Origin of the sequence: Asprobacillus argus (assembly GCF_032248395.1) — a bacterium.
In the GTDB taxonomy this organism is placed as follows: Bacteria; Bacteroidota; Bacteroidia; order Flavobacteriales; family Flavobacteriaceae; genus Polaribacter; species Polaribacter argus.
Map to the genome: position 1 here is coordinate 223,151 of NZ_JAVTTO010000001.1, position 26,571 is coordinate 249,721.

At 35.9% G+C, this 26,571-nt stretch carries 25 protein-coding genes; 15 read left to right on the forward strand and 10 right to left on the reverse strand.

The window, feature by feature from the left end; all coding sequences use genetic code 11:
• Window positions 1-76 precede the first annotated feature (76 nt).
• The 9 genes from msrB to RQM59_RS01020 all read left to right on the forward strand — a co-directional run bounded on the left by msrB (window position 77) and on the right by RQM59_RS01020 (window position 9,385).
• Window positions 77-532, forward strand: coding sequence for a peptide-methionine (R)-S-oxide reductase MsrB (msrB, locus tag RQM59_RS00980; protein WP_349240186.1), 456 nt, complete (start codon window positions 77-79; stop codon window positions 530-532).
• Window positions 525-1,061 carry a peptide-methionine (S)-S-oxide reductase MsrA gene (msrA, locus tag RQM59_RS00985; RefSeq protein WP_349240187.1) on the forward strand — a complete coding sequence of 179 codons (537 nt, stop codon included), beginning with the start codon at window positions 525-527 and terminating at the stop codon, window positions 1,059-1,061. The genes msrB and msrA overlap by 8 nt, the downstream gene beginning before the upstream one ends.
• The gene (locus tag RQM59_RS00990; RefSeq protein WP_349240188.1) at window positions 1,061-1,303 is read left to right on the forward strand and encodes a glutaredoxin family protein; all 243 of its coding nucleotides are present in this window, start codon (window positions 1,061-1,063) and stop codon (window positions 1,301-1,303) included. The genes msrA and RQM59_RS00990 overlap by 1 nt, the downstream gene beginning before the upstream one ends.
• On the forward strand, window positions 1,300-2,856 hold the full coding sequence (locus RQM59_RS00995; RefSeq protein WP_349240189.1) for a protein adenylyltransferase SelO: 1,557 nt from the start codon (window positions 1,300-1,302) through the stop codon (window positions 2,854-2,856). The genes RQM59_RS00990 and RQM59_RS00995 overlap by 4 nt, the downstream gene beginning before the upstream one ends.
• Window positions 2,857-2,860: 4 nt before the next feature.
• Window positions 2,861-3,400: a peptide-methionine (S)-S-oxide reductase gene (locus tag RQM59_RS01000; RefSeq protein WP_349240190.1), complete on the forward strand. Its 540-nt coding sequence runs from the start codon at window positions 2,861-2,863 to the stop codon at window positions 3,398-3,400.
• Complete coding sequence (locus tag RQM59_RS01005; protein WP_349240191.1) at window positions 3,369-4,586, forward strand: bifunctional alpha/beta hydrolase/OsmC family protein; 1,218 nt, start codon at window positions 3,369-3,371, stop codon at window positions 4,584-4,586. Before RQM59_RS01000 ends, RQM59_RS01005 begins: the two co-directional genes overlap by 32 nt.
• A 28-nt stretch (window positions 4,587-4,614) precedes the next feature.
• Window positions 4,615-8,286, forward strand: coding sequence for a metallophosphoesterase (locus RQM59_RS01010; RefSeq protein ID WP_349240192.1), 3,672 nt, complete (start codon window positions 4,615-4,617; stop codon window positions 8,284-8,286).
• A 9-nt stretch (window positions 8,287-8,295) separates the two neighbouring features.
• Window positions 8,296-8,967 carry an ion channel gene (locus RQM59_RS01015; protein ID WP_349240193.1) on the forward strand — a complete coding sequence of 224 codons (672 nt, stop codon included), beginning with the start codon at window positions 8,296-8,298 and terminating at the stop codon, window positions 8,965-8,967.
• Window positions 8,968-9,043: 76 nt separating this feature from the next.
• Entirely contained in the window at window positions 9,044-9,385 is a 342-nt protein-coding gene (locus RQM59_RS01020) for a cupin domain-containing protein (protein ID WP_349240194.1), read from the forward strand.
• A gap of 49 nt (window positions 9,386-9,434) precedes the next feature.
• Here RQM59_RS01020 and RQM59_RS01025 read toward each other — a convergent pair whose 3' ends face one another.
• The 10 genes from RQM59_RS01025 to RQM59_RS01070 form a co-directional block, all read right to left on the reverse strand.
• Complete coding sequence (locus RQM59_RS01025) at window positions 9,435-10,286, reverse strand: hypothetical protein (RefSeq protein ID WP_349240195.1); 852 nt, start codon at window positions 10,284-10,286, stop codon at window positions 9,435-9,437.
• Between the two features lie 9 nt (window positions 10,287-10,295).
• Window positions 10,296-10,538 (reverse strand): hypothetical protein, encoded by a 243-nt coding sequence (locus RQM59_RS01030; RefSeq protein ID WP_349240196.1) that lies wholly within the window; start codon window positions 10,536-10,538, stop codon window positions 10,296-10,298.
• 17 nt (window positions 10,539-10,555) lie between these two features.
• On the reverse strand, window positions 10,556-11,311 hold the full coding sequence (locus RQM59_RS01035; RefSeq protein ID WP_349240197.1) for an SDR family NAD(P)-dependent oxidoreductase: 756 nt from the start codon (window positions 11,309-11,311) through the stop codon (window positions 10,556-10,558).
• A 3-nt stretch (window positions 11,312-11,314) separates the two neighbouring features.
• Window positions 11,315-11,695, reverse strand: coding sequence for a hypothetical protein (locus RQM59_RS01040; RefSeq protein ID WP_349240198.1), 381 nt, complete (start codon window positions 11,693-11,695; stop codon window positions 11,315-11,317).
• A 2-nt stretch (window positions 11,696-11,697) separates the two neighbouring features.
• Entirely contained in the window at window positions 11,698-12,756 is a 1,059-nt protein-coding gene (locus tag RQM59_RS01045; protein WP_349240199.1) for a phosphotransferase family protein, read from the reverse strand.
• A gap of 2 nt (window positions 12,757-12,758) precedes the next feature.
• Window positions 12,759-13,976 carry an acyl-CoA dehydrogenase family protein gene (locus tag RQM59_RS01050; protein WP_349240200.1) on the reverse strand — a complete coding sequence of 406 codons (1,218 nt, stop codon included), beginning with the start codon at window positions 13,974-13,976 and terminating at the stop codon, window positions 12,759-12,761.
• Between the two features lie 117 nt (window positions 13,977-14,093).
• Window positions 14,094-14,891, reverse strand: coding sequence for an SDR family NAD(P)-dependent oxidoreductase (locus tag RQM59_RS01055; RefSeq protein WP_349240201.1), 798 nt, complete (start codon window positions 14,889-14,891; stop codon window positions 14,094-14,096).
• Window positions 14,891-16,705 (reverse strand): acyl-CoA dehydrogenase family protein, encoded by a 1,815-nt coding sequence (locus RQM59_RS01060; RefSeq protein WP_349240202.1) that lies wholly within the window; start codon window positions 16,703-16,705, stop codon window positions 14,891-14,893. Before RQM59_RS01060 ends, RQM59_RS01055 begins: the two co-directional genes overlap by 1 nt.
• 12 nt (window positions 16,706-16,717) lie before the next feature.
• Window positions 16,718-17,047, reverse strand: a complete 330-nt coding sequence (locus tag RQM59_RS01065; RefSeq protein WP_349240203.1) for a MerR family transcriptional regulator — start codon at window positions 17,045-17,047, stop codon at window positions 16,718-16,720.
• A 10-nt stretch (window positions 17,048-17,057) separates the two neighbouring features.
• Window positions 17,058-18,026, reverse strand: coding sequence for a M23 family metallopeptidase (locus tag RQM59_RS01070; protein WP_349240204.1), 969 nt, complete (start codon window positions 18,024-18,026; stop codon window positions 17,058-17,060).
• Window positions 18,027-18,189: 163 nt separating this feature from the next.
• Between RQM59_RS01070 and alaS the strand changes: the two genes are divergently transcribed.
• The 6 genes from alaS to RQM59_RS01100 all read left to right on the forward strand — a co-directional run bounded on the left by alaS (window position 18,190) and on the right by RQM59_RS01100 (window position 26,564).
• Window positions 18,190-20,808 carry an alanine--tRNA ligase gene (alaS, locus tag RQM59_RS01075; RefSeq protein ID WP_349240205.1) on the forward strand — a complete coding sequence of 873 codons (2,619 nt, stop codon included), beginning with the start codon at window positions 18,190-18,192 and terminating at the stop codon, window positions 20,806-20,808.
• 4 nt (window positions 20,809-20,812) lie between these two features.
• Window positions 20,813-21,763 (forward strand): GSCFA domain-containing protein, encoded by a 951-nt coding sequence (locus tag RQM59_RS01080; RefSeq protein WP_349240206.1) that lies wholly within the window; start codon window positions 20,813-20,815, stop codon window positions 21,761-21,763.
• 73 nt (window positions 21,764-21,836) lie between these two features.
• On the forward strand, window positions 21,837-22,337 hold the full coding sequence (locus RQM59_RS01085; RefSeq protein ID WP_349240207.1) for a hypothetical protein: 501 nt from the start codon (window positions 21,837-21,839) through the stop codon (window positions 22,335-22,337).
• Window positions 22,338-22,433: 96 nt separating this feature from the next.
• Entirely contained in the window at window positions 22,434-22,874 is a 441-nt protein-coding gene (locus RQM59_RS01090) for a hypothetical protein (RefSeq protein WP_349240208.1), read from the forward strand.
• Between the two features lie 103 nt (window positions 22,875-22,977).
• Window positions 22,978-24,291, forward strand: coding sequence for a hypothetical protein (locus tag RQM59_RS01095; protein WP_349240209.1), 1,314 nt, complete (start codon window positions 22,978-22,980; stop codon window positions 24,289-24,291).
• A gap of 326 nt (window positions 24,292-24,617) precedes the next feature.
• The gene (locus RQM59_RS01100) at window positions 24,618-26,564 is read left to right on the forward strand and encodes an ATP-binding protein (RefSeq protein ID WP_349240210.1); all 1,947 of its coding nucleotides are present in this window, start codon (window positions 24,618-24,620) and stop codon (window positions 26,562-26,564) included.
• Window positions 26,565-26,571: the final 7 nt, after the last annotated feature.

Below are 26,571 nucleotides of genomic sequence, written 5' to 3' on the forward strand. Positions count from 1 at the left end.
AACAGGGTCTTTAACGTCTAAAGTTAGGTTAATATTGCCACATTTAATTAGTAACTTAGTTTAAAATAAAAAGTATATGATTACCTGGAAAAATGTCATTGATTATGCTGTAAACGGGAACCCTGTTCCTTCTAAAAGAGTCGAAAAAACTGAAGACGAATGGAAAAAGATACTTACTCCTGAACAATTCAGAATTACTAGACTTAAAGGAACCGAAAGACCTCATACCGGAGCACTGTGTTCCATCTTTGAAGAAGGAACCTATCAATGCGTTTGTTGTCAAACAGACCTGTTTGATTCAACCATTAAGTTTAACTCTAGTTCTGGCTGGCCAAGTTTTACACAGCCCATTCAGGAAAATGCTATCCAATATGTAAAAGATACATCTTACGGAATGGTTCGAGTAGAAGTGTTATGTAATACTTGTGATGCACATCTAGGCCATATATTTCCTGATGGACCAGAACCGAGCGGATTACGGTATTGTATCAACTCAGAATCTATGACGCTTAAAACAGAAAACAATGTCTAAGGATATTCAATTAGCTACACTAGGGGCAGGATGTTTCTGGTGTACCGAAGCTGTCTTCTTAGAAGTAAAAGGAGTCGAAAAAGTAGTATCTGGTTATGCAGGTGGAAATGTTCCTGGCAAACCAACCTATCGAGAAGTTTGTTCGGGATTAACAGGTCACGCAGAAGTAGTGCAAATAACATTTGATGCCAATATTATATCCTACGAAGATGTATTGATCATATTTATGACCACACACGACCCTACTCAATTAAATAGACAAGGAGCCGATGTAGGAACACAATACAGATCTGTTATTTATTATCATAATGATCAACAACAGAGAATAGCAGAAAAAGTGACAACTGCTCTGGAATCTGTTTTTGATGCAAAAATAGTAACAGAAATAAGTTCGGTTCCTACATTTTATGAAGCCGAGCAAGAACATCAAGATTATTATAAAAACAATCAGAATCAAGGGTATTGTAGTTTTGTAATTACACCAAAACTACAAAAGCTCCGAAAACTACATTCAGATAAACTAAAGTAATGGATAGTACCATATATGGAGCGGACAGATGTCATAAAACACAACATTATATCCGCTTCTTTAAAGATCATAACATAGATTTCGTATTTTTAGATGTAGAGAAAAACGATACGTACGCTGCTGCTTTGCGAAGCTTATACACGAATGGTAAGCTGAATTTCCCTACAATTACATTGGATCATAAAAAACTGAGAAATCCATCAGACGCTGAATTACTAAAATGGATTGATATATTAACATGAAACTAAACCTTAAGAATACATTTATATCAAAGCTTCCTGCTGACCCTGTCATCGCGAATACAAGAAGACAGGTTAAAGAAGCTTGCTTTTCGTTTGTTCTCCCTAAAAAAACAAAAAGCCCTTCTTTAGTCCATGTATCTAAGGAAATGGCGGAAACTCTTGGAATCTCTGAAAAGGATGCATCCACAAAAGAATTTCTGAATATCATAACAGGAAATACTGTTTTTCCAAATACGCGTCCGTTTGCCATGTGCTATGGCGGACATCAATTTGGGCATTGGGCAGGGCAACTAGGAGATGGTAGAGCAATTAATCTTACGGAAATCGAACACAACAACAAAACATGGATGTTGCAGTTAAAAGGTGCTGGAGAAACTCCCTACTCTAGAACTGCAGATGGATTAGCAGTTTTAAGATCTTCTATAAGAGAGTACCTATGTAGTGAAGCCATGTATCATTTAGGAGTTCCTACCACTAGGGCTTTATCGTTGAGTTTAACAGGCGATCAAGTATTACGAGATATGATGTATGACGGAAATTCGGCATATGAAAAAGGAGCCATTGTTTCTAGAGTAGCTGAATCATTTTTACGTTTCGGCAACTATGAGATCTTTGCTGCAAGAAACGACGTCAAGAATTTAAAAACTCTGGTAGATTATACCATTACACATCATTTTCCAAAACTAGGAATACCGTCCAAAGAAGGATACATTGCCTTTTTTAAAGAAGTTGCTAATAAAACATTAGACATGATCATTCATTGGCAACGTGTTGGGTTTGTGCATGGTGTAATGAATACGGACAATATGTCGATACTGGGATTGACCATAGATTATGGTCCTTATGGTTGGTTAGAAGGATTTGATTTTGGTTGGACTCCCAATACAACTGACAGTCAACACAAAAGATACCGATATGGCAATCAGCCAAACATCGGACTATGGAATCTGTATCAATTAGCAAACGCCTTATATCCTTTGGTTGAAGAAGCCAAACCTTTAGAGGCTATTTTAGAATCATATAAGATTGATTTTGAACATAGGTCGTTAGAAATGATGCGTGCCAAACTAGGCTTGATGATGAAAGACAAAAGCGATCTTTCTCTCATTCAAGAATTGGAAGACGTATTGCAAGGTACAGAAACGGATATGACTATTTTCTTTAGAAATCTCTCAAAATTCCAAAAGAATAACGCAACACAAATAACTATTATTAAAGATGCTTTCTATGAAGAAAAGCTCTCTGATGCTATGGTTACAAAGTGGACAAATTGGCTTGATGCATATAAAGAGCGTTTACAAATTGAAAGTATCTCGGATACGGAACGTCAAACTAACATGAATCTGGTCAATCCAAAATATGTACTGCGAAACTATATGGCACAATTAGCCATTGATGATGCGAATCAAGGTAATTATGGGTTGATTGAAGAGTTCTATCAATTGTTAAAAAAACCATACGACGAACAACCAGAGTATGACGAATGGTTTGCGAAAAGGCCTGAATGGGCCAGAACCAAAGTAGGCTGCTCAATGTTATCATGTAGTTCATAATCACATGGAAAAAATAGGTTTAGGCGGAGGATGTCATTGGTGCACCGAAGCGGTCTTCCAATCTCTAAAAGGAGTATCGAATGTAGCACAAGGGTATATTGCTTCAAAGCAATATGCATCTTCATTTTCAGAAGGTGCTATTATAGAATTTGATTCAGCCATCATTCCGCTACATATCTTATTAGAAATTCACGTATTGACTCATAAAAGTATGAGCGATCATTCGATGCGTCCGAAATATAGATCTGCCATATATACATTCTCGGATGCTCAGCGAAAAGATGCCAAAGAGATTCTAAGAAAGTTAGAAAAGAGCTCTTCGTCAAAGATCATAACAGAGGTAATCTCTTATCATGCTTTTAAATCATCAAGAGAGGAGATCCTAAATTATTATTATAACAACCCTGAAAAGCCGTTTTGTAAAACGTATATCGATCCAAAGATCAAGATCTTACAAACGCAATTTTCAGATCAAGTGAACAATGAAAAAATATCACATTTACTAGAAATCGATGAAGAGTATAAAGTTAAACATTCAAAATAGAAAAGGGATCACGTTAAATGCACATTTAGAGCTCCCTGCCAATCAGAGACCAAATTACTACGCCATTTTTGCGCACTGTTTTACGTGCAGTGCCAGTTTATCAGCGGTGAGAAACGTTAGTAGAACTTTAACTCAGGATGGATTCGGAGTCATCCGTTTCGACTTTACCGGATTAGGAAGAAGTGAAGGTGAATTTGCAGACAGCTATTTTTCGGCAAATGTCGATGATCTCCTCGATGTACATGAATATATTTCAAAAGAATATAATGCTCCATCATTACTGGTTGGACATTCTTTAGGGGGCGCGGCTGTTCTAGTAGCAGCTTCCATGCTAGAAGATGTTAAAGCAGTGGCTACCATTGGAGCTCCTGCAACCGTAGGTCATGTGAAACATTTATTTTCTCATGGTATTGATGAGATTCCAGAAAAGGGAAATGTCGAAGTAAATATTGGAGGACGACCTTTCAATATAAACAAGGATTTTGTTGCCGATTTCGATAAAATCGATCTACCTAACATTGTAAAAGGTTTGCGTAAACCATTATTGATCATGCATGCGCCTTTTGACAAAACCGTCGGCATAGAAAATGCACAGCAACTGTATACAAGTGCTCATCACCCTAAAAGTTTTGTATCGTTAGACGGAGCAGATCACCTTCTAATGGATCCGAAGGATAGTAGATATGTCGGTACTATTATAGGTACTTGGGTACAACGCTATTTTCCGCTAAAAGAAAATAAAATGTTAGATACGGAAGGTGAAAAGTTAGTCGGACATTTAAATCTAGTAGAAGATAACTTTACGTCGTACTTGCAAACCAAAAATCATTCACTGGTCGCAGATGAACCTGCTGGTATTGGTGATGACTTCGGGCCTTCACCTTATGATCTTTTAAATGCATCCTTAGCCGCCTGTACAATGATGACCCTAAAGATGTATGCACAACGTAAAAAATGGGATTTGAAAGAGGTGTTTGTCTATATTACTAACTTAAAGAAACATAGTGATGATCTAGATATTGAAACTGAAAATCCAGGATATTTAGATCATATTAGTAAAAAATTAAAATTTGTTGGTAACTTAGATGCTAGTCAACAACAACGATTAAAAGAGATCGCTTCCAGGTGTCCTGTGCATAGAACATTGGAAAGAGGTGTTATCTTTTATACAGAAATTATAGTATAAATACTGGTTTAATCCATCAACTAACATTATGAGGTATTTACAAAAAGTACTCTTCGCTACATGTCTTTTACTACTTTCCGCATGTGCAACTTATAAAGCTCAATTTGCTCAGAAAGCTTCAATTCCAAAAAGTCCTGCAAAAGAGATCTCTCATACCTTTTATTTAATTGGTGACGCTGGAAATGCGGAAATGAATGAAAGTACAAAAGCATTAGATGTTTTGTCAAAAGAAATACAGGAAGCAAACGAAAACGCAACCCTTCTTTTTTTAGGAGATAATGTATATCCTTTAGGTATTCCACCGAAAAGTTCAAAAAATTATGCTTTAGCAAAATATAGAATGGAAGCCCAGACCAATATTGCAAAAAACTTTAAAGGAAATGCATATGTGATTCCTGGAAATCATGACTGGTATCATGGTTTAGATGGTTTGAAGCGGCAAGAAAAGCTCGTTGAAAAAGCCTTAGGAAAGAATACTTTTTTGCCCGAAAACGGATGCCCGTTAGACCGTGTAAAGGTTTCAAAGGATATTGACATGATCGTAATAGATACACAATGGTATCTTACAAATTGGAATAACCACCCAAAGATCAATGATAATTGTGAAATAAAAACCAGAGCCAAATTCTTCGATGAACTAGAAGGATTGATCAAAAAAGCAAGAGGTAAAACCACCATTATTGCCATGCATCACCCTATGTTTACGCAAGGTTCTCATGCAGGAAAATACTCATTTAAAAGTCATATGACTCCTGCACCTATACTTGGAACGCTCAAGAATGTGCTTAGAAAAACGACTGGCGTTTCTAATGCAGATCAACAAAACAAAAGGTATAATGAGTTAAAAAGGAGAATTGTAACCTTATCTCAGGAAAATGACAAAACAATCTTTGTATCCGGACATGAACATAGTTTACAATACATGGTTCAGGATAATATTCCTCAAATAGTAAGCGGTTCAGGATCAAAAACAAGTGCTACAAAACTATCAAATGGAGGATTATTTGCATATGGAGAGCAAGGTTTTGCCAAACTGATCGTGTACAAAGACGGATCGTCTAAAGTGCAGTTCTTTACCTTAGATGATGCGAATCCCGTATTTGAAAGCTATGTTTTAAAAGCGAATAAAGCGCAAACTTTGATACAGTACCCTGTAGATTTCCCTGCAACGGTTACTGCCCCTATTTATACAAAAGAGGAAACCACCAAGGGCAACACGTATAAATTCTTTTGGGGAGATCGTTACAGAGAATATTACAGCAAGAACGTACATGCACCAACCGTTCGATTGGATACACTATTCGGAGGGTTAAAACCTGTTCGTATGGGAGGTGGACATCAATCTAAATCACTACGATTAGAAGATGCTCAAGGAAGAGAATATGTCATGCGAGCATTGCGCAAAAACGCGCTACAATATTTGCAAGCAGTAGCTTTTAAAGATCAGTACATTGAAGGTCAGTTTAACGATACCTACACCCAAAAATTATTACTTGATGTTTTTACAGGTTCACACCCTTATGCTCCGTTTACTATTGGAACATTAGCAGACGCTGTAGGAGTATTTCATACAAATCCTGTACTATATTACGTTCCAAAACAAGAACGTTTAGGTGTTTTTAATAATACGTTTGGAGATGAATTATACATGATCGAAGAACGTGCAGCTTCAGGTCATGGGGATAAAGAAAGTTTTGGGTTTTCCAATAAACTGATCAGCACAGATGACTTATTAAAGAAGATCCATTCAGATGAAGAACATAAAGTACATGAAGGAGCATACTTAAGAGCGCGATTATTTGATATGCTGATAGGTGATTGGGACAGACACGAAGATCAGTGGCGTTGGGCCGTTTTTAAAGAAGGAAAACAAACGATCTACAAACCCGTTCCTAGAGATCGAGATCAAGCTTTTTCTATTATGGCGGATGGGTTCTTGTTGAGTTTTGCTACGAAAGTAATTACGAATTTATCGTTAATGCAATCCTACGACGAAGACCTCAAAAATGTAGCTGGCTTCAATCTAGAACCATACCCTTTAGATATGGCTCTTATCAATGAATCGACCAAAGTAGATTGGGATGCTCAGGTAGCTCATATTGTTATGAATCTAACGGATGACGTGATCGAAAAAGCCTTTGCTTACTTCCCTCCTGAAGTGAATGATGAAACGATCAATGAGATCAAACGAAAGTTAAAAGGAAGACGGAAAAACCTTCAAAAAATATCAGACACATACTTTAAACATGTAAACAAGTTTCAAGTAGTTAAAGGAACTGACAAAGACGACTGGTTTGATATTGAAAGAATGCCTAATGGCAAAACGAAGGTAATTGGATATCGTATCAAGAAAGATAAAAAAGCTGATATCTTTCATCAAAAAACCTACTCTAGAGAACATACTAAAGAGATCTGGATCTATGGTTTAGATGATGACGATATGTTTGTGGTTCAGGGCCAGGGAGATACCATGATTAAAGTACGGATCATCGGAGGCCAGAATAAGGACATTTATAATATTAAAAATGGGAAGAAAGTTGTTATTTATGACTATAGATCAAAGAAGAGTGAATTCTTAACCACTAAAGGAAGAAAACGATTAACGGATGATTATGAAACCAATATATATGATCATAAAAAGCTAAAGAACAATGCTGTTCAATACCTCCCAGCTATAGGGAGTAACCCTGATGATGGATTAAAAATAGGGATGGCAAATACGTATATTGCTCACGGTTTCGAGCGAAATCCGTTCACTTATAAACACACTATTGATGGTGCTTATTATTTAGCTACAAATGGTTTTGAACTTAATTATAATGGTGAATTTGCCAATGTGGTTGGGCGAGCTAATTTGGGCATAAATGCTTCTTTTACCAGTCCTAATTTTGCCACGAATTTCTTCGGATACGGTAATGAATCTGTCAACTTAGAACCCGATAATGACGCGATTGAGAGAGATTATAATCGTGTTAAAATGAGACAACTTCGTTTTGGCACCTCTTTACTTTGGAAAGGAGACCTAGGATCTCTAGTAAAACTTTCAGCAAATTATCAGGCTATTGAAGTGGAAAATACAACTGGCAGGTTTGTAAATATTAGCCCTGAATTACCAGCTCGCGTGTTTACCAATCAAAATTTCATTAATGGAGAATTGAGTTATCATTTTAAGAACACAGACAACGCTGCTTTTGCCACTATGGGGATGGAAACCCATTTGATATTTGGGTATACTTCTAATGTAGATGCATCTACCGGATATAGTTACTTTAAACCATCGCTTTCCTTTGATTATAAACTTTCGAGCAGCGGACACATTGTTTTTGCTACAAAGTTTGCAGGGCAAATTAATTTCGGAGATGACTTTGAGTTCTATCAAGCAGCTAGATTGGGTGCAAGACACGGTTTACGTGCCTATCGATTCGATCGATTTTTAGGAAAAAGTTCATTTTATCAAAGTTCAGATATCAGGGTAAACCTTAAAAAAGTAAAAACTGGATTATTACCATTATCCATCGGTATTTTCGGAGGATTCGATTATGGAAAAGTTTGGATCGACAACCTTCCTACAGGAGATTGGAATACGTCTGTTGGAGGTGGTGTTTTCTTTGATGCTGCCAATATGATGTCAGCAAGAATCTCTGCTTTCAGCGGAGATGATGGCTTACGAATTGCTTTTGGTGTTGGGTTCGGATTTTAAATAAACAGTATGTACAAAATTTTGCATAAAAATAGATTTACCATTTTTTTTGGTACACAGCTAGCAATTTTATTTGGTTCTTTGATTTTCCACACCACACTTTTTACGGAAAAGATCGTTCCTGTTTTATTTTTAATAAATATTGCTAGTGGGCTTTTAATGATCTCGCATCGGAAGATTCTTACTTGGTTCTATACTGCTTTATTTGTTTTGTCACTCGTCTTTTTCGGTATAGATCTCATCAACGAAAGTGGAATCGGACCCAACCTAACAAAACGCTTTTTTGTTTATTTTTTGTTTTATGCTTCTGTTACCTATGGTATTATCCATCTGGTATGGAAATCTAAAAAGGTAAATACCAAGGTAATGATAGGTTTGATCAGTGGTTATATTTCCATTGGGTTTATGGCATTCTTCCTATTTTCTACACTGGAGATCTATAACCCTGATTCATTTGTGGGACAATTGTTCACTCCAGAATTTACCATAGCAGATCGATTGGATGCGCTTTTATACTTTAGTTATATTACAATCTTAACTATTGGATATGGAGATATTGTACCAGCAACTCCCATGGCTCAAAAAGCAGTAGTTCTTGTTAGTTTGACCGGGCAATTTTATACACTTATTGTTACAGCTGTAGTGCTGGAAAAGTACATTCGACATTCGAAGAAAAAATAATATTTCCTATGATTCAACTCATAAAATAAATAGTCGCTATCTAAGATCTTTGTATTTGTTAAACAAAACACATAAAATGAAAACTGCATCTCTCTATAAAGATCTTGAATACCACAAAACAAAACCACTTATAAATGTCCTATTGGACACTCCTTTTACAAAAGAAATACGGATTTCCATGCAAAAAGGCGTGTTAATGAAAAAGCATAAAACAGCATTTCCTATAGTAGTAAATGTTGTTGAGGGAGCCATTGATTTTGGAGTACAAGAAACATCTTCAGAAATGAAAAAAGGGGATCTAATTGCCTTGGAAAGTGACATCTACCATGACCTCAAAGCAATAGAAGATAGTATTGTGCGTCTTACCTTAACCAAGTATGACAATACGGATAGAGTAAAAAACGTAGTAGACAATTAAAGGAGTAGTATTAGGATTCGCTAAAGTTCGGATCTTTAAGGATTGGAGACTACTTAGACAAACTGAACTTATACAAGTTCCTGCCTCCATGTCTATTTTCTTCATCCGTTACATAGATCGTCGAAGTATTCTTAAAAGTGATGGATTCTTTTTGAGAATCGTGTCCAAAAGAATATTTCTTGGAGTTACCTGAAAAGAAATCATCTCCTTTAAAATTCGTAAAAACCCATGCGGATGTATGATTTAGTAATACCACTTTTTTACCATCTTTAGTAATATCTGCTCCTGTAATCCAACACCCTTGTTTCGGGCACGTTGTAAATTCTGAAATACGGGTTGCTTCATGGTTTCCAGATTGATTCGGAACTCTATACAAAAAAGTTCTTCCGATTTCTCCTTTTACCCTACTCTTAGTAAAAATATAGAAGTATCCATTCCAAGCAAAAAAGGCTTCTGTATCGTAATACATCTTCTTCTTTTTTGGCGGAAACTTCTTTTGTTCAGGATAATAATATTGAATTTTTGTTACCTCAATCTTTTTACCTGAAGTCAAATCTGACGAATTAACTTTGAGGATAGTTAAATCTTTTCGATGATTTCCATTATTGCCAAAATCACCAACATAGATATTTCCCTCGTCATCCTTGGTAATATCTTCCCAATCTATATTTTTTGCAGCTATCTTTAGCTTTCGAAGTATTTTACCTTTTTCAGATACTAGAAACACATGTGGTTTGTTTCCACTATCATTCAACATCCAAAACGCCTGTTCTTTTTCCGAATACTGAATTCCGGAAACTTCCTCCAGTTTTTTAGGTAAATGCGCTGTCACTTCCAGCTGACCGTAGTTGGTGCAACTTACCAAGCAACACAATCCGATAAATAATACTATTTTTTTCATTTAATATTTTTACCCATCAAGCGTATAAATACCCCACACGCAATTAGAAAATTCTCCTGCAATAAACTTTATTATCTTATTTCCATCTTGTATTTCAAAAATACTGAAAGTGTATTTTTGATTATAAAGAGGGTCCCTAATGTTTACTTTTTGTTTTGTATCTATCCATTTATGATCCCAAATATTTATTTCATCAATTAAAAAATACTCGCCATCTGCTACGGTTGTAAAATGCCTCCACTTTTTGCCCATATTGATTAAAAAATTTCTCATAACGACGTTCCTCCATCCAATGTAATGGTCTGACCTGTGATAAATTTTGTGCTATCAGAAGCTAACCAAACTACTGCTTCTGCAATTTCCGATGCTTCACCGTATCGTTGCATGGGAATAATTCTCTTCAATCTCGCATCCATATCGGGTCTTGTTGCTAATAATTGATCTAATAACGCAGATTCTGTATATCCAGGACACACGGCATTAATCCGAATACCTGTCTTTGCATATTCCAATGCGGCAGACTTAGTCATTCCAACCACTGCAAATTTACTTGCCGTATAGGATATGTTATTTAGCGACGCCTTCAAGCCTGCTAGCGAAGCAATATTGACAATGTTTCCAAAACCTTGTTGCGTCATCTGTTGCAAGGCCAATTGCATACCATAAAAGACACCTGTTTGGTTCACGGCAATCACATCATCCCAATCTTCTAATGTATACTCAGCCGTTTTTGCCATTTGTTTTGGTCCAACCCCAGCGTTATTCACTAGAACATCTAATTGACCATAAGCGGTTACTGCATGTTGAATTAAATTTTTTACTTCCTCGTAATTAGCAACATCTGCCTTTATAGGTAGTGACTCTCCGAAATTTGTTACAATCTCTTCTGAAACTTTCTTTGCTTTTTCTAAATTGATATCGGAAACTATCACTTTAGCTCCATGGTATGCAAAATGCTTAGCTATGGCGTTTCCAATACCAGAACCTGCCCCAGTTACGATAACTACTTTATCCTTTACTTTCATAATTTATTTACAAAAAATTAGACGTGAATCTGCTAAAGCGGACGCTCTTAGTTCTCTAGGATACTCCTTCAATTGCAGTAATTTAAAAAACTCATACTTTGACGCGTACTTTACAATCAGTACCTCATCCCATAATTTTTCTTCAGGTAGACCTAAAATTGTTCCCATCGGTTTTCCTTTGAAAACAATTTCGGCATCAATATGTTCAAAAAATGGCATAGCTGCCTTCATATAATCTGAATAGGTCTCTTGTCCCGTTTTTCCTGTTGTCTCCACTAGTTCCTTATAGTTCAAATAATTCAACATAAAAACAGGTTGATCTTTTGGAAAACTTTTCAATTTTTCCAAAACCATATGATTCACATTTTGGTCATTTTCACTCATTTTTAATCAATTTTGCTCGTTTTTATTGATTTTAACGCCAAATTACAGCATAATTCAGCCGCTTTGTTCAGGTTAGCAAAACGAGGATCTGTTGTCAATCCTTTATGATATCGATAATAAATTTGTTGCGCAATCACAGCTATTTTAAACAATCCGAAAGCATAATAAAAAACAATATCCGTCAAATCTCTTCCTGATTTTTGAGCATATAATTCAGCAATCTCACTTCTAATAGGGTTCCCTTCAAAAATCGTAGGAGATGGAATACCTTGTTTTACAAAATCCATATCTGTTGCTACTGTCCAATAACCCAAAGAGGTTCCAAGATCCATTAACGGATCTCCTATCGTTGCCATTTCCCAGTCCAGAACAGCAGAAACTTCTTTCCACGAATCATCTTTAAAAACAATATTGTCGTACTTATAATCATTATGGATCAAGCAGTGTTCATATTTTCTGGGCTGATTGGCATTCATCCAGGTCATTACTTTCTCTGCAGCTGGAATAGCTTCCGTAGCTGCTTTCAAGTATTGCTTTCCCCAATTAGTTACTTGACGTTCTACATAACCTTCAGGTCTTCCTAAATCAGACAATCCTATAACTTTATAATCTAATTGATGTAACTCAACAAACGTATCCAACCACGAATTAGCAATCACTTTATATTGATCCGATGGAATATTTCTTTTTTGTGCTTCTTTAAAATTTAAGATGATTCCATCTACTTTTTCCATGACATAAAATTCACAGTCCATTACGCTGAGGTCATCTCCAAAAGCAACCATTTTTGGCACTTTATCAAATCCTTTTTGAACTCCCGATTGCACCTTAAACTCACGTCCCATATCATGCCCTCTTTTAATGGCTCCAAACGGTGGTCTTCTTAGTACAAACTCTCTACCTTCTGTCAGCAACAAATAAGTAAGGTTAGAATATCCATGTGTAAATTGTGTGACATGTAATTCACTTTCAACCGAAGAGATTAAGCCATGTTTTTGTAAATAAAGCTTCAGCTTATTAGCGGGTAATTCTTCTCCTTTTCGTACTTTTTGGTTAGCCATGGTTATGAATTTCCGTATTTTTTGATACAACTTTTTCCTAGCTGATACATATGAACCTCATCGGGCCCATCTGCCAAACGTAGCATTCTGGCAATGGCATAATAATGCGCCAATTGGGTATCAGGACCTACTCCTTTTCCTCCTAAAATTTGAATGGCGCTGTCGATTACACCCATGGCCATATTCGGTGCCACGATCTTGATCATAGCAATTAAATCTTTAGCCTCTTTATTTCCTTTTTTATCCATCTTATCTGCAGCAGATAAGGTGAGTAATCGTGCTTGTTCAATATCACACTGCGCTTTTGCAATTTCCTGTCGCATACTGCTGAAATCATAAAACTTCTTTCCAAAGGCCTCTCTTTCTAGTGTTCTTTGACACATTAATTCTAATGCATATTGTGCCATCCCTACTAGCCTCATACAATGATGTATTCGACCAGGGCCTAAACGCCCTTGTGCAATTTCAAAGCCTCTTCCCTCACCCAGGATAAGGTTCTCTTTCGGTACTCTAACATTTTTTAATTCGATTTCAGCATGCCCTTCCGGCGAATCGTAAAAGCCTAAAACAGATAAAGGCCGGATGATTTTTAATCCAGGTGTATCCATAGGTACCAAGATCATACTTTGCTGTTGATGTCGAGGAGCTTTTGGATCGGTTTTTCCCATCACAATAGCGACTTTGCAATGCGGATCCATAGCTCCAGAAGACCACCATTTTCTTCCGTTAATCACATATTCATCACCCTCTAAAACAATAGATGTTTCAATATTGGTAGCGTCCGAAGAGGCAACTTGTGGTTCTGTCATCAAAAACGCCGAGCGAATTTCTCCATCCATTAACGGTGTTAACCATCGTCCTTTTTGTGCATCACTTCCATATTTTGCCAAAACTTCCATGTTTCCTGTATCTGGCGCTGAGCAATTAAATAGCTCGCAGATCCAAATACGTTTTCCCATGATCTCTGCTAAGGGAGCATATTCTAAGTTTGTTAACCCTGGACTTAAACTTCCATAATCTTCAGGTAGAAATAAGTTCCATAGTCCAGTTTCTTTTGCTTTTTGTTTGAGCCCTTCGGTTTTTGGCCAACGTTTCCAAAGATTCTCTGGGTTTTGCTGAAATGCATGAAACTCAGCTTCAACAGGAACAATATGTTCTTCTATAAAATCTTTTAGTTTTGTTTGTACGTCTTTTGATTTTTGTGAGTATTCAAAATTCATGCTTCATTCTTTTGACTGTCATTTCGAACAAATGTGAGAAATCTCTTCTTAAGATTCCTCGTCGCTTCGTTCTGTCGGAATGACATTTTACAGTATTTTTCTTCCATAGTATCTTACTTATCCCGCTATCATATAACCACCATCGGCAGTATATACGCCGCCCGTCATATACGATCCTGCGTCGGAAGCTAATAAACACGCTAGTCCTACCATTTCTTCTGGTTGTCCCATGCGTCCGCTTGGAATCGTTTTTTCTATTTTATTTAATAACTTTTCATTTTGCCATAATGCCGAACTAAACTTAGTCTGTATCAATCCTGGGCATACTGCATTCGCTCGTATCCCATGTTGCCCCCACTCTTTCGCTTGATTCTTTGTCAACATTAATAAAGCAGCTTTACTTGTACTGTATAACCCTAATCCAAAACCTGGAGTCAAGGCCTCTACAGAGGCAATATTGATAATACTTCCTTTCTTGTTTTCTTGCATATGGGGCAGCACTAAATTAGACAATGCCCATGGTGCCTTTACGTTTACATCCATGATCTTATCAAAAATGGCTGGGTCCACTTCTTCAATGGGTCCAAATACCGGATTTATTGCCGCATTATTAACTAATACATCAATTCGCCCGAACATTTCAATAGTCTTGTCAATTAGGCTTTTTCGCTGCTCTTCTTTTCCTATATGACAAGCAATACCAACAGCTTTTAAACCCTCACTTGTAAATTCCTTAGCCACTTCATCACATGCTTCCTGATTTCTACTACTAATAACTACCTGAGCTCCTTTTTCTGCCAGCCCTTTAGCCATAGCCTTTCCAATCCCTTTACTTGAACCGGTTATAATGGCTACCTTATCTTCTAAATTGAAGCTTTCGCTGAACATATCGAGATGTTTATTTACTGTACTCATTAGTCTATAAATTCTTTGTCTTTTTTGATTGTCACAGTTTCGGGATTCATCAATATCTCCGCAAGTCCTGTTGTTTTTGGCAGCTCATAGGCATAAAAATATTTCATGGTCTCAATCTTACTTTCATAAAAATCATTCGAGAAATTAGATGCTTTATCTTGCATAGATTGGTGGGCATTCATTGCGATATCTAGCCAGGTCCAACTCATTAATACCAAACTTAGGAACTCCATAAAAACAGTTGCATCTGCCAAGTATCTTTCATAATCACCTTTCATGGCAAATGGCATCAAAGTTCCAAGTACTTTTTGAGTCAATTGCAATTTTGTTCCCAATACTTGAGCATGTGACTGCAACTCAGAAAAAGCACTTGCTGCTTCGATCGTTTTCATCACTTCTTGGGACAATAGTTCTAGACCTTTTCCATTATCCATTGGAACTTTCCTTCCCAACAAATCTTGAGACTGAATTCCTGTCGTTCCTTCATACAAAGAGAAAATACGAATATCTCTATAGTATTGCTGCAATATAAAGTCTGTACAAAACCCATAGCCCCCTAACACTTGCACTCCATTATTTACGGCTTGCAACCCTGCCTCAGAAGGATAGGTTTTTACAATAGGAATAACCATTTCCAAGAGGGTGTGATACTTTTCTTTTTCTTCTTTAGAAGTAGCTGTTTCGACAAGGTCATAATATTTTGAAGCCAACATCACCAAGCTCATTGAGCCTTCGACTACTGATTTCTGATGCAGTAGCATTCTGCGGACATCTGGATGATTAATGATCAACGTTTGATCTTCTTCTAAGTTTTTTGTGCCATCACTCGATAATTTTCTTCCTTGTGCACGCTCGTTCGCATAATTCAATGATGCATAATAGGCAGCGCATGCAATCGCAGATGCTCCACGTCCAACGGCAATTCTTGCCCCATTCATCATTAGAAACATATAGTGCAACCCCTTATTAGGCTCTCCAACAAGCCAACCTTGGCAGTCATCTGCGTCTCCAAATCCTAAATGCGTTGTGCAATAGCCTCTTTGCCCAAGCTTTTGAAAATCTGCAACAGTCGTAACATCATTAAACTCTAAATCTCCGTTTGTAGTAGGTCTATTTTTTGGAACCACGAATAAAGATATTCCCTTGGTTCCTTTAGGCGCACCTTCTATTCTAGCCAAAACTAAATGCATAATGTTTTCGGTAAAATCATTATCGCCTCCCGAAATAAATATTTTTTGGCCACTGATCTTATAATGATCTTCCTCAGTGGGAATTGCTTTGGTCAAAATATCTGATAAAGAACTTCCTGCTTGTGGTTCCGTTAAACACATGGTTCCACTCCAAACACCTGAAAGCATATTTGGCACATAGGTTTCATTTAGTTTTTTGCTTCCAAAATGTATAATTAATTCAGCAGAGCCAGATGTGAGCGCTGCATATCCTGGCAAGTGATTATTGGCAGCATCGAGCATATAAAAAGCCGCTGTCTGTGTCATCAAAGGAATTTGCATCCCTCCATCTTTATAATCAAAAGGAGCGGAAATCAATCCTAACTCTCCTCCTTGATACATCATTTTCTTTACTTGATCGTGCACATATACTTTTCCATCCTTATGATATGCTGGATGTTCATCCATTTCTTTAAAATAGGGGAATAATTCTCTATCTGCGAACTCCTTTACAGAGTCTAAGAACATATCCAATGACTCTTTATCGTGGTCTTGGAAACGCTCTCTTGGTAATAAATCCTCTAGTTTGTGCACATCATAAAGCATGTATTTTAATGTATTTACATCTACATACTTTGCTGACATTATGGGAATTTTTTAAAGTTGATTCTTTATTTTAATTAATTCGGCTTTTACTGCTTCTAATCTACTAATTATTTCGTGATTATTAACAACGCCTTCTGGGTTTTTCTTCAACTTTTGTTTGGCTCCTTCTAAGGTAAAACCTCTTTCTTTAACGAGATTATAAATTAATTTGAAGTTGGAAATGTCGTCTGGAGTAAAGAGTCTATTTCCTTTTTTATTCTTTTTTGGTTTGATAATATCAAACTCTTTTTCCCAAAAACGAATTAATGAAGTATTAACAGAAAAAGCTTTCGCCACTTCTCCAATTTTATAGTATCTCTTTTCAGGTAGGTCTACATGCATAGTGAATTCCTTAGTCGTAGGATTGTCCTTCTTCTTCCGCAGCAATCTGCATCGCCAGAAATTCTTGAGGAGTCAAATCTCCGTAATAGTAATAGATAGGGTTCACGGCTCTCCCGTTCTTGTGTACTTCGTAATGCAAATGTGGTGCTACGGAACGTCCTGTATTTCCTACATATCCGATCAGATCCCCTCTTTTTACTTTTCTTCCTCTTCGTGTGGCAATTTTACTCATGTGCGCATAGATCGTTCTATACCCATATCCATGATCTATATACACCACTTTACCAAATGTAGGACTTCTTCTGGCTAGAGCCACAGTTCCATTACCGGACGCATATATTGGCGTTCCTTTTGGTGCGGTAAAATCCATTCCCTTGTGAAACTTTCTGATCTTTAAAATAGGATGCATTCTATATTTAAATCCTGATGACATCCACATCTTATCACTTTTTTTAACAGGCATAATAGCAGGTATCGAAGCCAACATGGTCTCTTTTTCTTTAGCCAACGCAACGATTTCGTCTAAAGACTTAGATTGAACGACCATCTGTTTGGACAACACATCAATATCTTTCGTCAACTTTTTAATCATAGAAGAATTCTCAAATCCGTCTAAATATTCGTATCTATTTACTCCTCCAAATCCTGCTTTCCTTTGTTCGTCTGGAATTGGATTCGCTTCAAAATATGCCCTATAAATATTGTTATCTCTTTCTTGTAATTGCGTTAAGATCTTAGAACTCTCTTCAACTCTTTTCGTTATCAATTCATAATTGATCTTCAAATTCTCTAGCTCTCTATCTTTTACCAACTCATTGGGAGTTTTTAGAAATTGACTAAAGACAATAAACCCAATAAACATCAGAAGCACTCCTGCCAATAACAACAGAATCGTATTTTTATAGATACTACCTTTCTTCGTTTCTATCTTTCTATAAGATAACGTATCCGAATCGTAATAATATTTTACTTTTGCCATACCGCTAAATATGCTACTTTTGTGCTTTTAAACTGGTTAAAACTATATATAGTTTCAACTAATAACTCACAAATCTACAAAATGTTTTATAACTCATGTAGTTCGTGATTTTTTTTAAACAGCATTTAATAGTACAGTTTTAGTATAAAACGATATAGAATACATGAAATCTCAAGAAATTCGTTCACGCTTTTTATCTTTTTTTGAAGAAAAAGCGCATGATATTGTACCATCATCGCCGATGGTTTTAAAAAATGATCCAACCCTAATGTTCACGAACTCGGGTATGGCACCTTTTAAAGAGTTTTTCTTGGGAAATGCCGTTCCTAAAAATAATCGTATTTCAGATAGCCAAAAGTGTTTACGTGTTTCTGGAAAACACAACGATTTGGAAGAAGTAGGTTATGACACCTATCACCACACCATGTTTGAAATGTTAGGTAATTGGAGTTTTGGAGATTACTTTAAGAAAGAGGCTATTGCTTGGGCATGGGAATTGCTTACAGAGGTTTTCAATATAGACAAATCTTCATTATACGTCACTGTTTTTGAAGGAAGTTCTGATCAAGACAACTTACCTATGGATCAGGAGGCTTATGATTTTTGGAAGCAAATCATTCCAGAAGATCGTATTTTGATGGGTAATAAAAAAGATAATTTCTGGGAAATGGGAGAACAAGGACCTTGTGGACCATGTTCAGAAATTCATGTTGATATTAGATCGGAAGAAGAGAGAGCGAAGGTGGATGGAAAATCTTTAGTAAATATGGATCATCCTCAGGTCGTTGAGATCTGGAATCTGGTATTTATGCAATACAATCGTAGAGCTAATGGAACACTGGAAGACCTTCCTGCAAAACATATTGACACCGGTATGGGGTTTGAGCGTTTGTGTATGGTATTGCAAGGTGTTCAATCTAACTACGATACCGATGTATTTACACCTATTATTAGAGAAATTGAGACCATCACTTCCAATCACTATGGAAAAGATGAGAAAAAAGATATTGCCATCCGCGTTATAGCAGATCATGTAAGAGCCGTTGCTTTTTCTATTGCAGATGGACAACTACCGAGTAACAACGGTGCGGGATATGTAATTCGTAGAATTCTACGAAGAGCTATTCGTTATGGATTTACGTTTCTGAATAAGAAAGAACCTTTTATCTACAGATTGGTAGATGTACTTACCAAAAAAATGGGAAAAGCTTTCCCTGAGTTAAAAGCACAAAAGCAACTCATCGAGAATGTAATTCGTGAGGAAGAACACTCTTTCTTAAATACACTGGAGCAAGGTTTAGTATTATTAAATAGAATTGTTGAAACCAATAGTTCCGACACTATTTCTGGCGAAAAGGCTTTTGAACTATACGACACTTATGGTTTCCCAATTGATCTTACTGCGTTAATTTTAGGAGAAAAAGGGCTATCATTAGACGAAAAAGGATTTCAAACGGAATTGGAAAAACAAAAAGCGCGTTCTCGTGCTGCTAGTGAATCATCTACGGATGATTGGACTATTTTGGCCGATGATACTGAAGAAGAGTTTGTAGGATATGATCTACTTGAAACAAATGTAAAAATTACAAGATATAGAAAGGTTTCTTCTAAAAAAGACGGAAACATGTATCAGTTAGTTTTTAACATTACACCATTCTATCCAGAAGGTGGTGGTCAGGTTGGAGATAAAGGATATATTGAAGCTCAGAATGGTGATGTTCTTTATGTTTTAGACACGAAGAAAGAGAATAACGTAATCATTCACTTTACTAAAAATTTACCGAAACATTTAGAGCAAACTTTTAAAGCAGTGGTCGATGAAAAACAGCGTACCAGAACTGCTGCAAATCATACTGCTACGCATTTATTACATCAAGCATTAAGAGAAGTTTTAGGAACACATGTAGAACAAAAAGGTTCTGCTGTGCACTCCAAACATCTCCGTTTTGATTTCTCCCACTTTTCTAAGTTAACTGTGGAAGAATTAAGAGATGTTGAGAGTTTTGTCAATGCTCGTATTGATGGGAAATTACCATTGGTAGAAAAGAGAAACATACCCATTAACGAGGCGATTGCTGAAGGAGCGATGAGCTTATTTGGCGAAAAATACGGTGATACTGTTCGATCTATCCGATTTGGACAATCGATTGAATTATGTGGAGGGACTCATGCTGAGAATACAGGAGATCTATGGCATTTCAAGATTGTTTCTGAAGGAGCTGTGGCAGCTGGAATTCGTCGTATTGAAGCGATTACCTTAGACGCGGTAAAAGATTTTTATTTTGAAAACAATCGTTCTTTCTTTGAGATGAAAGACCTGTTAAACAATGCACAAGAACCTGTAAAAGCTTTGCAACAGCTACAAGATGAAAACACATCTTTAAGAAAGCAAGTAGAGCAATTATTAAAACAGAAAGCACAGAATCTCTCCGGAGAATTAAAGAATCAATTGCAAGAAGTAAATGGCGTGCAATTCTTAGCTACCAAGATCGACTTGGATCAGAACGGTATTAAGAACATCGCTTTTGCCCTAGGGAAAGAATTTGATAATTTGTTCTTGTTTTTTGCTACTTCTGTTAAAAAAGACAAAGCAATGTTAACGTGCTATATTTCGCCTGCTTTGGCAGATGCACGCGGATATGATGCTGGAAAAGTGGTTAGAGAGTTAGGGAAACTAATTCACGGTGGTGGTGGTGGACAGAATTTCTTTGCGACTGCAGGTGGTAAAAACCCAGGAGGAATCCCAAAAGTTTTAGAGAGAGTTAAAGAATATATTGTTTAATGTAATGAACTTCCAGACTCAAATACCAATATCGAAAGAATCTAGAAACTCTATTTCTTATGATTCAAAGATGTTCTTATTAGGGTCTTGCTTTGCCGAGAACATGGCGAATAAATTATCCTTCTACAAGTTTAGATCTCTTCAAAATCCTTTCGGTATTTTATTTCATCCTAAAGCGATTGAACAACTAGTTATCAATGCGATCAATGAAAAGAAATATACTAACGAAGATATTTTCCTACTCAATGAGCGCTGGCATTGCTTTGATGCACATTCCAGTATGAGTGACTCCAACAAGGAAACACTTTTAAATAATTTGAATACTGGGCTTCAGGCTACAAATGAGCAACTTTATAATGCCTCTCATATTTGCATTACCCTGGGAACAGCATGGGTGTATAGACATATTGAAAGCGATCACATAGTCGCGAACTGCCATAAGGTTCCACAAAAGAAATTCTTAAAAGAGTTACTCTCTGTTTCTGAAATTGTAGCCAGTTTAGAGGCTGTTATTACCTTGATTAAAAGTGTGAATAGAAATGCCTCTATAGTATTTACAGTATCTCCTGTGCGTCATTTAAAAGATGGCTTTGAGCAAAATCAACTTAGCAAATCGCATCTTATAAGTGCGATTCATCAAGTGGTAGATGGAGGTCGTACCTCTTCATATTTTCCATCCTACGAGATCATGATGGATGAATTAAGAGACTATCGTTTTTATGCGGAAGATATGATTCATCCTAACGAAACGGCTATCCAATATATTTGGAATAGATTTACCGAAGTTTGGATTTCTGAAGGTGCTAAAACCACTATGCAAGAGGTTGAAAAGGTTCAAAATGGATTATCCCACAAACCTTTTAACCCAAAGTCTGAAGCACATCTGCAGTTCTTAACAAGGCTTCATGATGACATAAAAAAGCTTCAAAAAATACATCCTCACATTACATTTTAAAAATACGTCATTTGGCGTATTGATTTGATTTTCCGATTTCAAGAGATTTGAAACATACTTTGAATCTTCAATTATGGAAACACAAAACAAGCTATTAGCATATTGGCAATACGATACCAGAATGTGGGACGAATTCGTGACCATTGAAAAGGGAAATAAAAGAGAGGATAATATTTATTTTGGTATCGGTATTGCTATCCTCGGAACTATTGGACTCATGTTCTTGAGAGATACTGGTTTTTGGATGGGACTTTTGTTCTCTATTCCATTAGCTATTTTAATTCCATGGCTTCGCATGACTTTTAGTTATACCCATTTGAAAAAAGGAATTAAGAATCCCGAAGTAAAAATATTTCGTGATTTCTTGCTAATAAACAATAAGAAAATAGCACTAACCGGTAATCGAAAAAGGATTAAATCTCTAAAAGTTAGAGATACTAAATCAGGATTAAAATTATTGGAATTTGATATACAATGGACCACAGCCAAAGGATCTACCAATGACGAATTCAGAATTTTGATCCCAGAAAGTGAATTAACAACCATAGACGAACTTATACAAAAAGTTTATTAATCCCAAGATGTCTCCCTAGAAAAAATACGTCATATGGCGTATTTTTTTTTATCCCTCTATTAATGAGATTTGTAACATAATCTTAAACAGATAAAAATGAAAATAGTACGAAAAATAAGTTCCTTAGTTGCGATTCTTTTACTAGCTGCAGCCTGTACAACAAATAATCAAAATACCTCAGATTGCGAAACAGAATGCTCATACACCCTAGCATCAGGAGAAACAGCAGGAACAGTGCCTACTTCGATTGAAGGAACATACAATTTAACATACAGTTTTGCTCAGACAGGTTCTCCTTATACCGATGGGACTACCGCAACTTTTACTTTAATAAATAATGAATTGACTGTAGAAATAGAAGGACATGATTGTATCACATTAAAAAACCCTGTTCTAATAGGCACCAACAACTACAAATTCAAAGACGATTGTAGAGACAATATCGCTTTTAATGTATCACCGAACAATAATGGCACTTTTAACGAAATTAATGTAGAACCTCTAGGTCAGGGATGGCTTGGGCAATTCCACGAATAAAAGAACGACGGTTGTTTTTTAGGGTTCAGATGGTTGGTGTTGTCAACGCATAATCCAGCCATCTCCTTTAAAGCAACAAAACTAACCTTAAAAAACAACTCTCATGAAAAAAGTACTTTACATCTTCATTGCTATGATTTTGACAACTACTCTTGGGTTCAGCCAATCTAATGAGTATAATCTATCTTCCAGAAATTTAAACAAGAAGGTCAGAAAGACTATTCAGCACTATTATACTTATGATAAAAATAGTGGTGGATTTGTAAAGAAATCCGTTTCCATTAATTCTTATAATGACAATGGTTATTTAACAGAATCTTACTATTTATACCACAGTACCTATTCTGATGGTTCTCCTACCAAAAAAAGATACAACTATAACTCTGAAAATCAAATCACGAGCATAGACAATGTAAGTTCGAAAAAAACTAAATATTCAACAGATGTAAAATTTAGCTATAACAGTAAAGGTCACGTAACTAAAAAAGAGATGATTTATCCCGACGGTAGTAAAGCTGTGGATACTTATACAACAGATAATAAGGGAAGAATTATAAAAAAAGAAAGCTATACATCAAAAAATCAACTTTCATCAGAAACTGAAATCCGATATAACGGATCTAAAAGAACAGAAATACGCACTAGCTATAGCACAAAAGATGGAAGCATAAATGGTACGTATACTACAGTTTACAAGAATGATAAAAGCGTTGGTTATACATCGGAAAGCAAGTGGAGCAACAGTACTTCTTCATATGTATATGACAAAAAAGGAAATCTAATTAAAAGCACTAGTAAAGGTAAAAAAACCTATGTGTACGATTACAATTATGCATATGACAATAAAGATAATTGGGTTAAAAAACACTATAAGTCGTCTAGCTATGACTCCTTTTATTTTCGAGAAATCATCTTTAAAAATGGGAAAATAACAGGTTCTGCCGATTTTGACAGAAACTTTATTAATAGACATGCGAATTACGACAATGTAGCCGTGGTTCCATTAAAAAAGAAATCCAGTACTACAACTACGACGACAAAAAAACGAACAACTAATTACATGCCGTCTTTTACATACAAAAGCTGGACCTATTCTTTTATAAATATGAATAAGAAAGTATCTAGTATTTCAGGGACTGTAAAATTAGATGTTACAGATAATGATAGAATGTCTGTTGGTTCTTATATCAAACTACGAGTTAAAATAGAAGGTAATCAAGAGACTTCAGGTAAATATGAGGTGGTAGATTATAAAGCTCAAACTGACCAGCATAAATGGACCATTAGATCAGTTACAAAGAATGTAAACTCTACCCTTTACATCTTTAAAGAAAAGAAAACTGTAAAAGGCATGGACATTCTTGGGTTATTGCTTATGGGAAGTGGAGAAAAACAAATCACATTTTACCTGATGTAATACAATGGCCAAATATATTATACACCATCCCCTATATCTATCCTTTATATTCGGCATTTTTTTATGTGGACTTATACTCTTGTTCTATATCTCTATTCTAAAGCTAAGACGAAAAGGCAGTGAACGAATTTCAGTCATTTCGTCTCAGCTAGAGCAAGAAAAAAATAGATCCCAAAAATTAGAAACAACTCCTGTTGATATTGATAAAATCGAGCTAGAAACGCATCAAAAATTCCTAAGTATACGTACTACTATTTTAAACATACATCACGCACTCTGGGAAATTTTCACTTGATCTTCCCTTGCTAATCCTAAAAAACAAAAACATGAAAAACCCGTTATATATATTCTTATTTGTGATGCTCTTTGCATCAACTACACTTTGTGCACAAACAAAACTTATTGACAGTCTTAAGGCTACACTTTTAAACGTAGATACAGATGCTAAAAAAGCAAAGATCTTGGGAGATCTTACCTGGTATTATAGAGCTATTTCTACAGATTCTTCTTTAAAATATGGACATCAGGCTTTGAGGCTTTTGAACACTATGAATGACGAAAAAGCACTGGCGCAGCAATTAAGTGACATGGGAGCCGTATACCTATTTAGAGGCGACATCGACGCCAGTAAATCAAGTTATCTACATGCACTAAAACTGAGAAGAAAAAACAAAGATACTTTGGGCATTGCCAAGATAAACGCAAACCTAGCCACGATCTATCAGCAACTTCAACAAATCGATTCTGCAATGGTTATGAGCATAGATGCTATGAAATTTTTTGAGGAGAGAGGGATGATTGGCAATGCGTTAATTATGAAAAGTAATATCGCCAACATGTACAGCTCTATAAAAAACTATGACAAAGCCATTCAGTACCATTTAGAAATTTTAACCGCTTACAGACAGCAAAAAAATACTTTTAGACAAGCAAATGAGCTAGTTAATTTAGGGAAAGCATATCTCTTTGTGAAAGACACGACTGCATCTATTACTAGTTTTGAAGAAGCCATTAAACTTGCAGAAATAGTTAAAAACAACAGAACTTTAGGTGTTGCCTATTCCAATCTTGGAAACATTTATTTTCTAAAGAATAAAAATAAAGAAGCTATTCGATTATTCAAAGAATCTTTAAAATATAGAAAGGCTTTAAATTCTGAATCTGAAATCGCCAGTTTAAATACTTCTTTAGGGCTGTTATATCTGAGAACAGGAAAAATTGCCCTATCTAAAAACTACTTTTCTAAATCTATAGGGTACTATGAGAAAAATGATATCCCTGACAAGCTTTCTTACATTTATCAAGGGCTCTCCTTAATAAGCGCTTACGAAAAGAATTTTAACAAAATGAATTACTACACAGCCAAAGGAGAAGGTCTTGCTATTAGCTTCTACTCAAAGGAAGTTAAAGAACAAGTAGTAGAACTGGAGACAAAATATGAAACTGCAAAAAAGGAAAAGGAGATCTTACAACAAAAAGAACAGATACTAGCAAATGAGTTAGCTATTAAAAATCGAAATCTTTACATCGTGCTTACAAGTTTTGCCTTGCTTCTTGTTGCACTCATCTCATACGGCATTTATAGAAAAAATCAATTTAAAAGAAAACAATTACAAAAAGAGCTAGACCTAAAAGATGCATTAGCCACTATTAAAACCCAAAACAGATTACAAGAACAACGTTTACGTATTTCTAGAGATTTGCATGATAATATTGGTTCTCAATTGACGTTTATCATTTCATCTATAGACAATCTAAAATTTGTTACTAAAGATGCCACTCCAAAATTAAAAGAAAAACTTTCTAGCATAAGTACTTTTACGTCGGAAACTATTTTCCAATTACGTGATACCATATGGGCTATGAATAAGAACGTGATCACGATCGAAGATCTTCATACTAGAATTCTATCATTTATAGAAAAAGCAAAGGGCGCTATAGACACCATTGATTTTAAATTCAATCAAGAAATTGAAGAACATCTTGAATTTAGCTCCCTGAAAGGAATTAATATTTTTAGAGTCATTCAAGAAGCTATAAATAATACTATTAAGTATGCAGATGCGTCGATGCTAGAGGTTAATATTTCGAAAAAAAGTGACGATCTGGTTATTTTCGTCACAGATAATGGAAAAGGGTTTGACAAAGAAACAGTTTCTTTAGGTAATGGTCTAAGCAACATAGAAAAGCGCATGAGTGAAGTTGATGGTACTACAAAAATTGTTACAACTCCAGGAAAAGGAACCTCTATTCAAATAATTTGTAAATTGTAGCGGATGT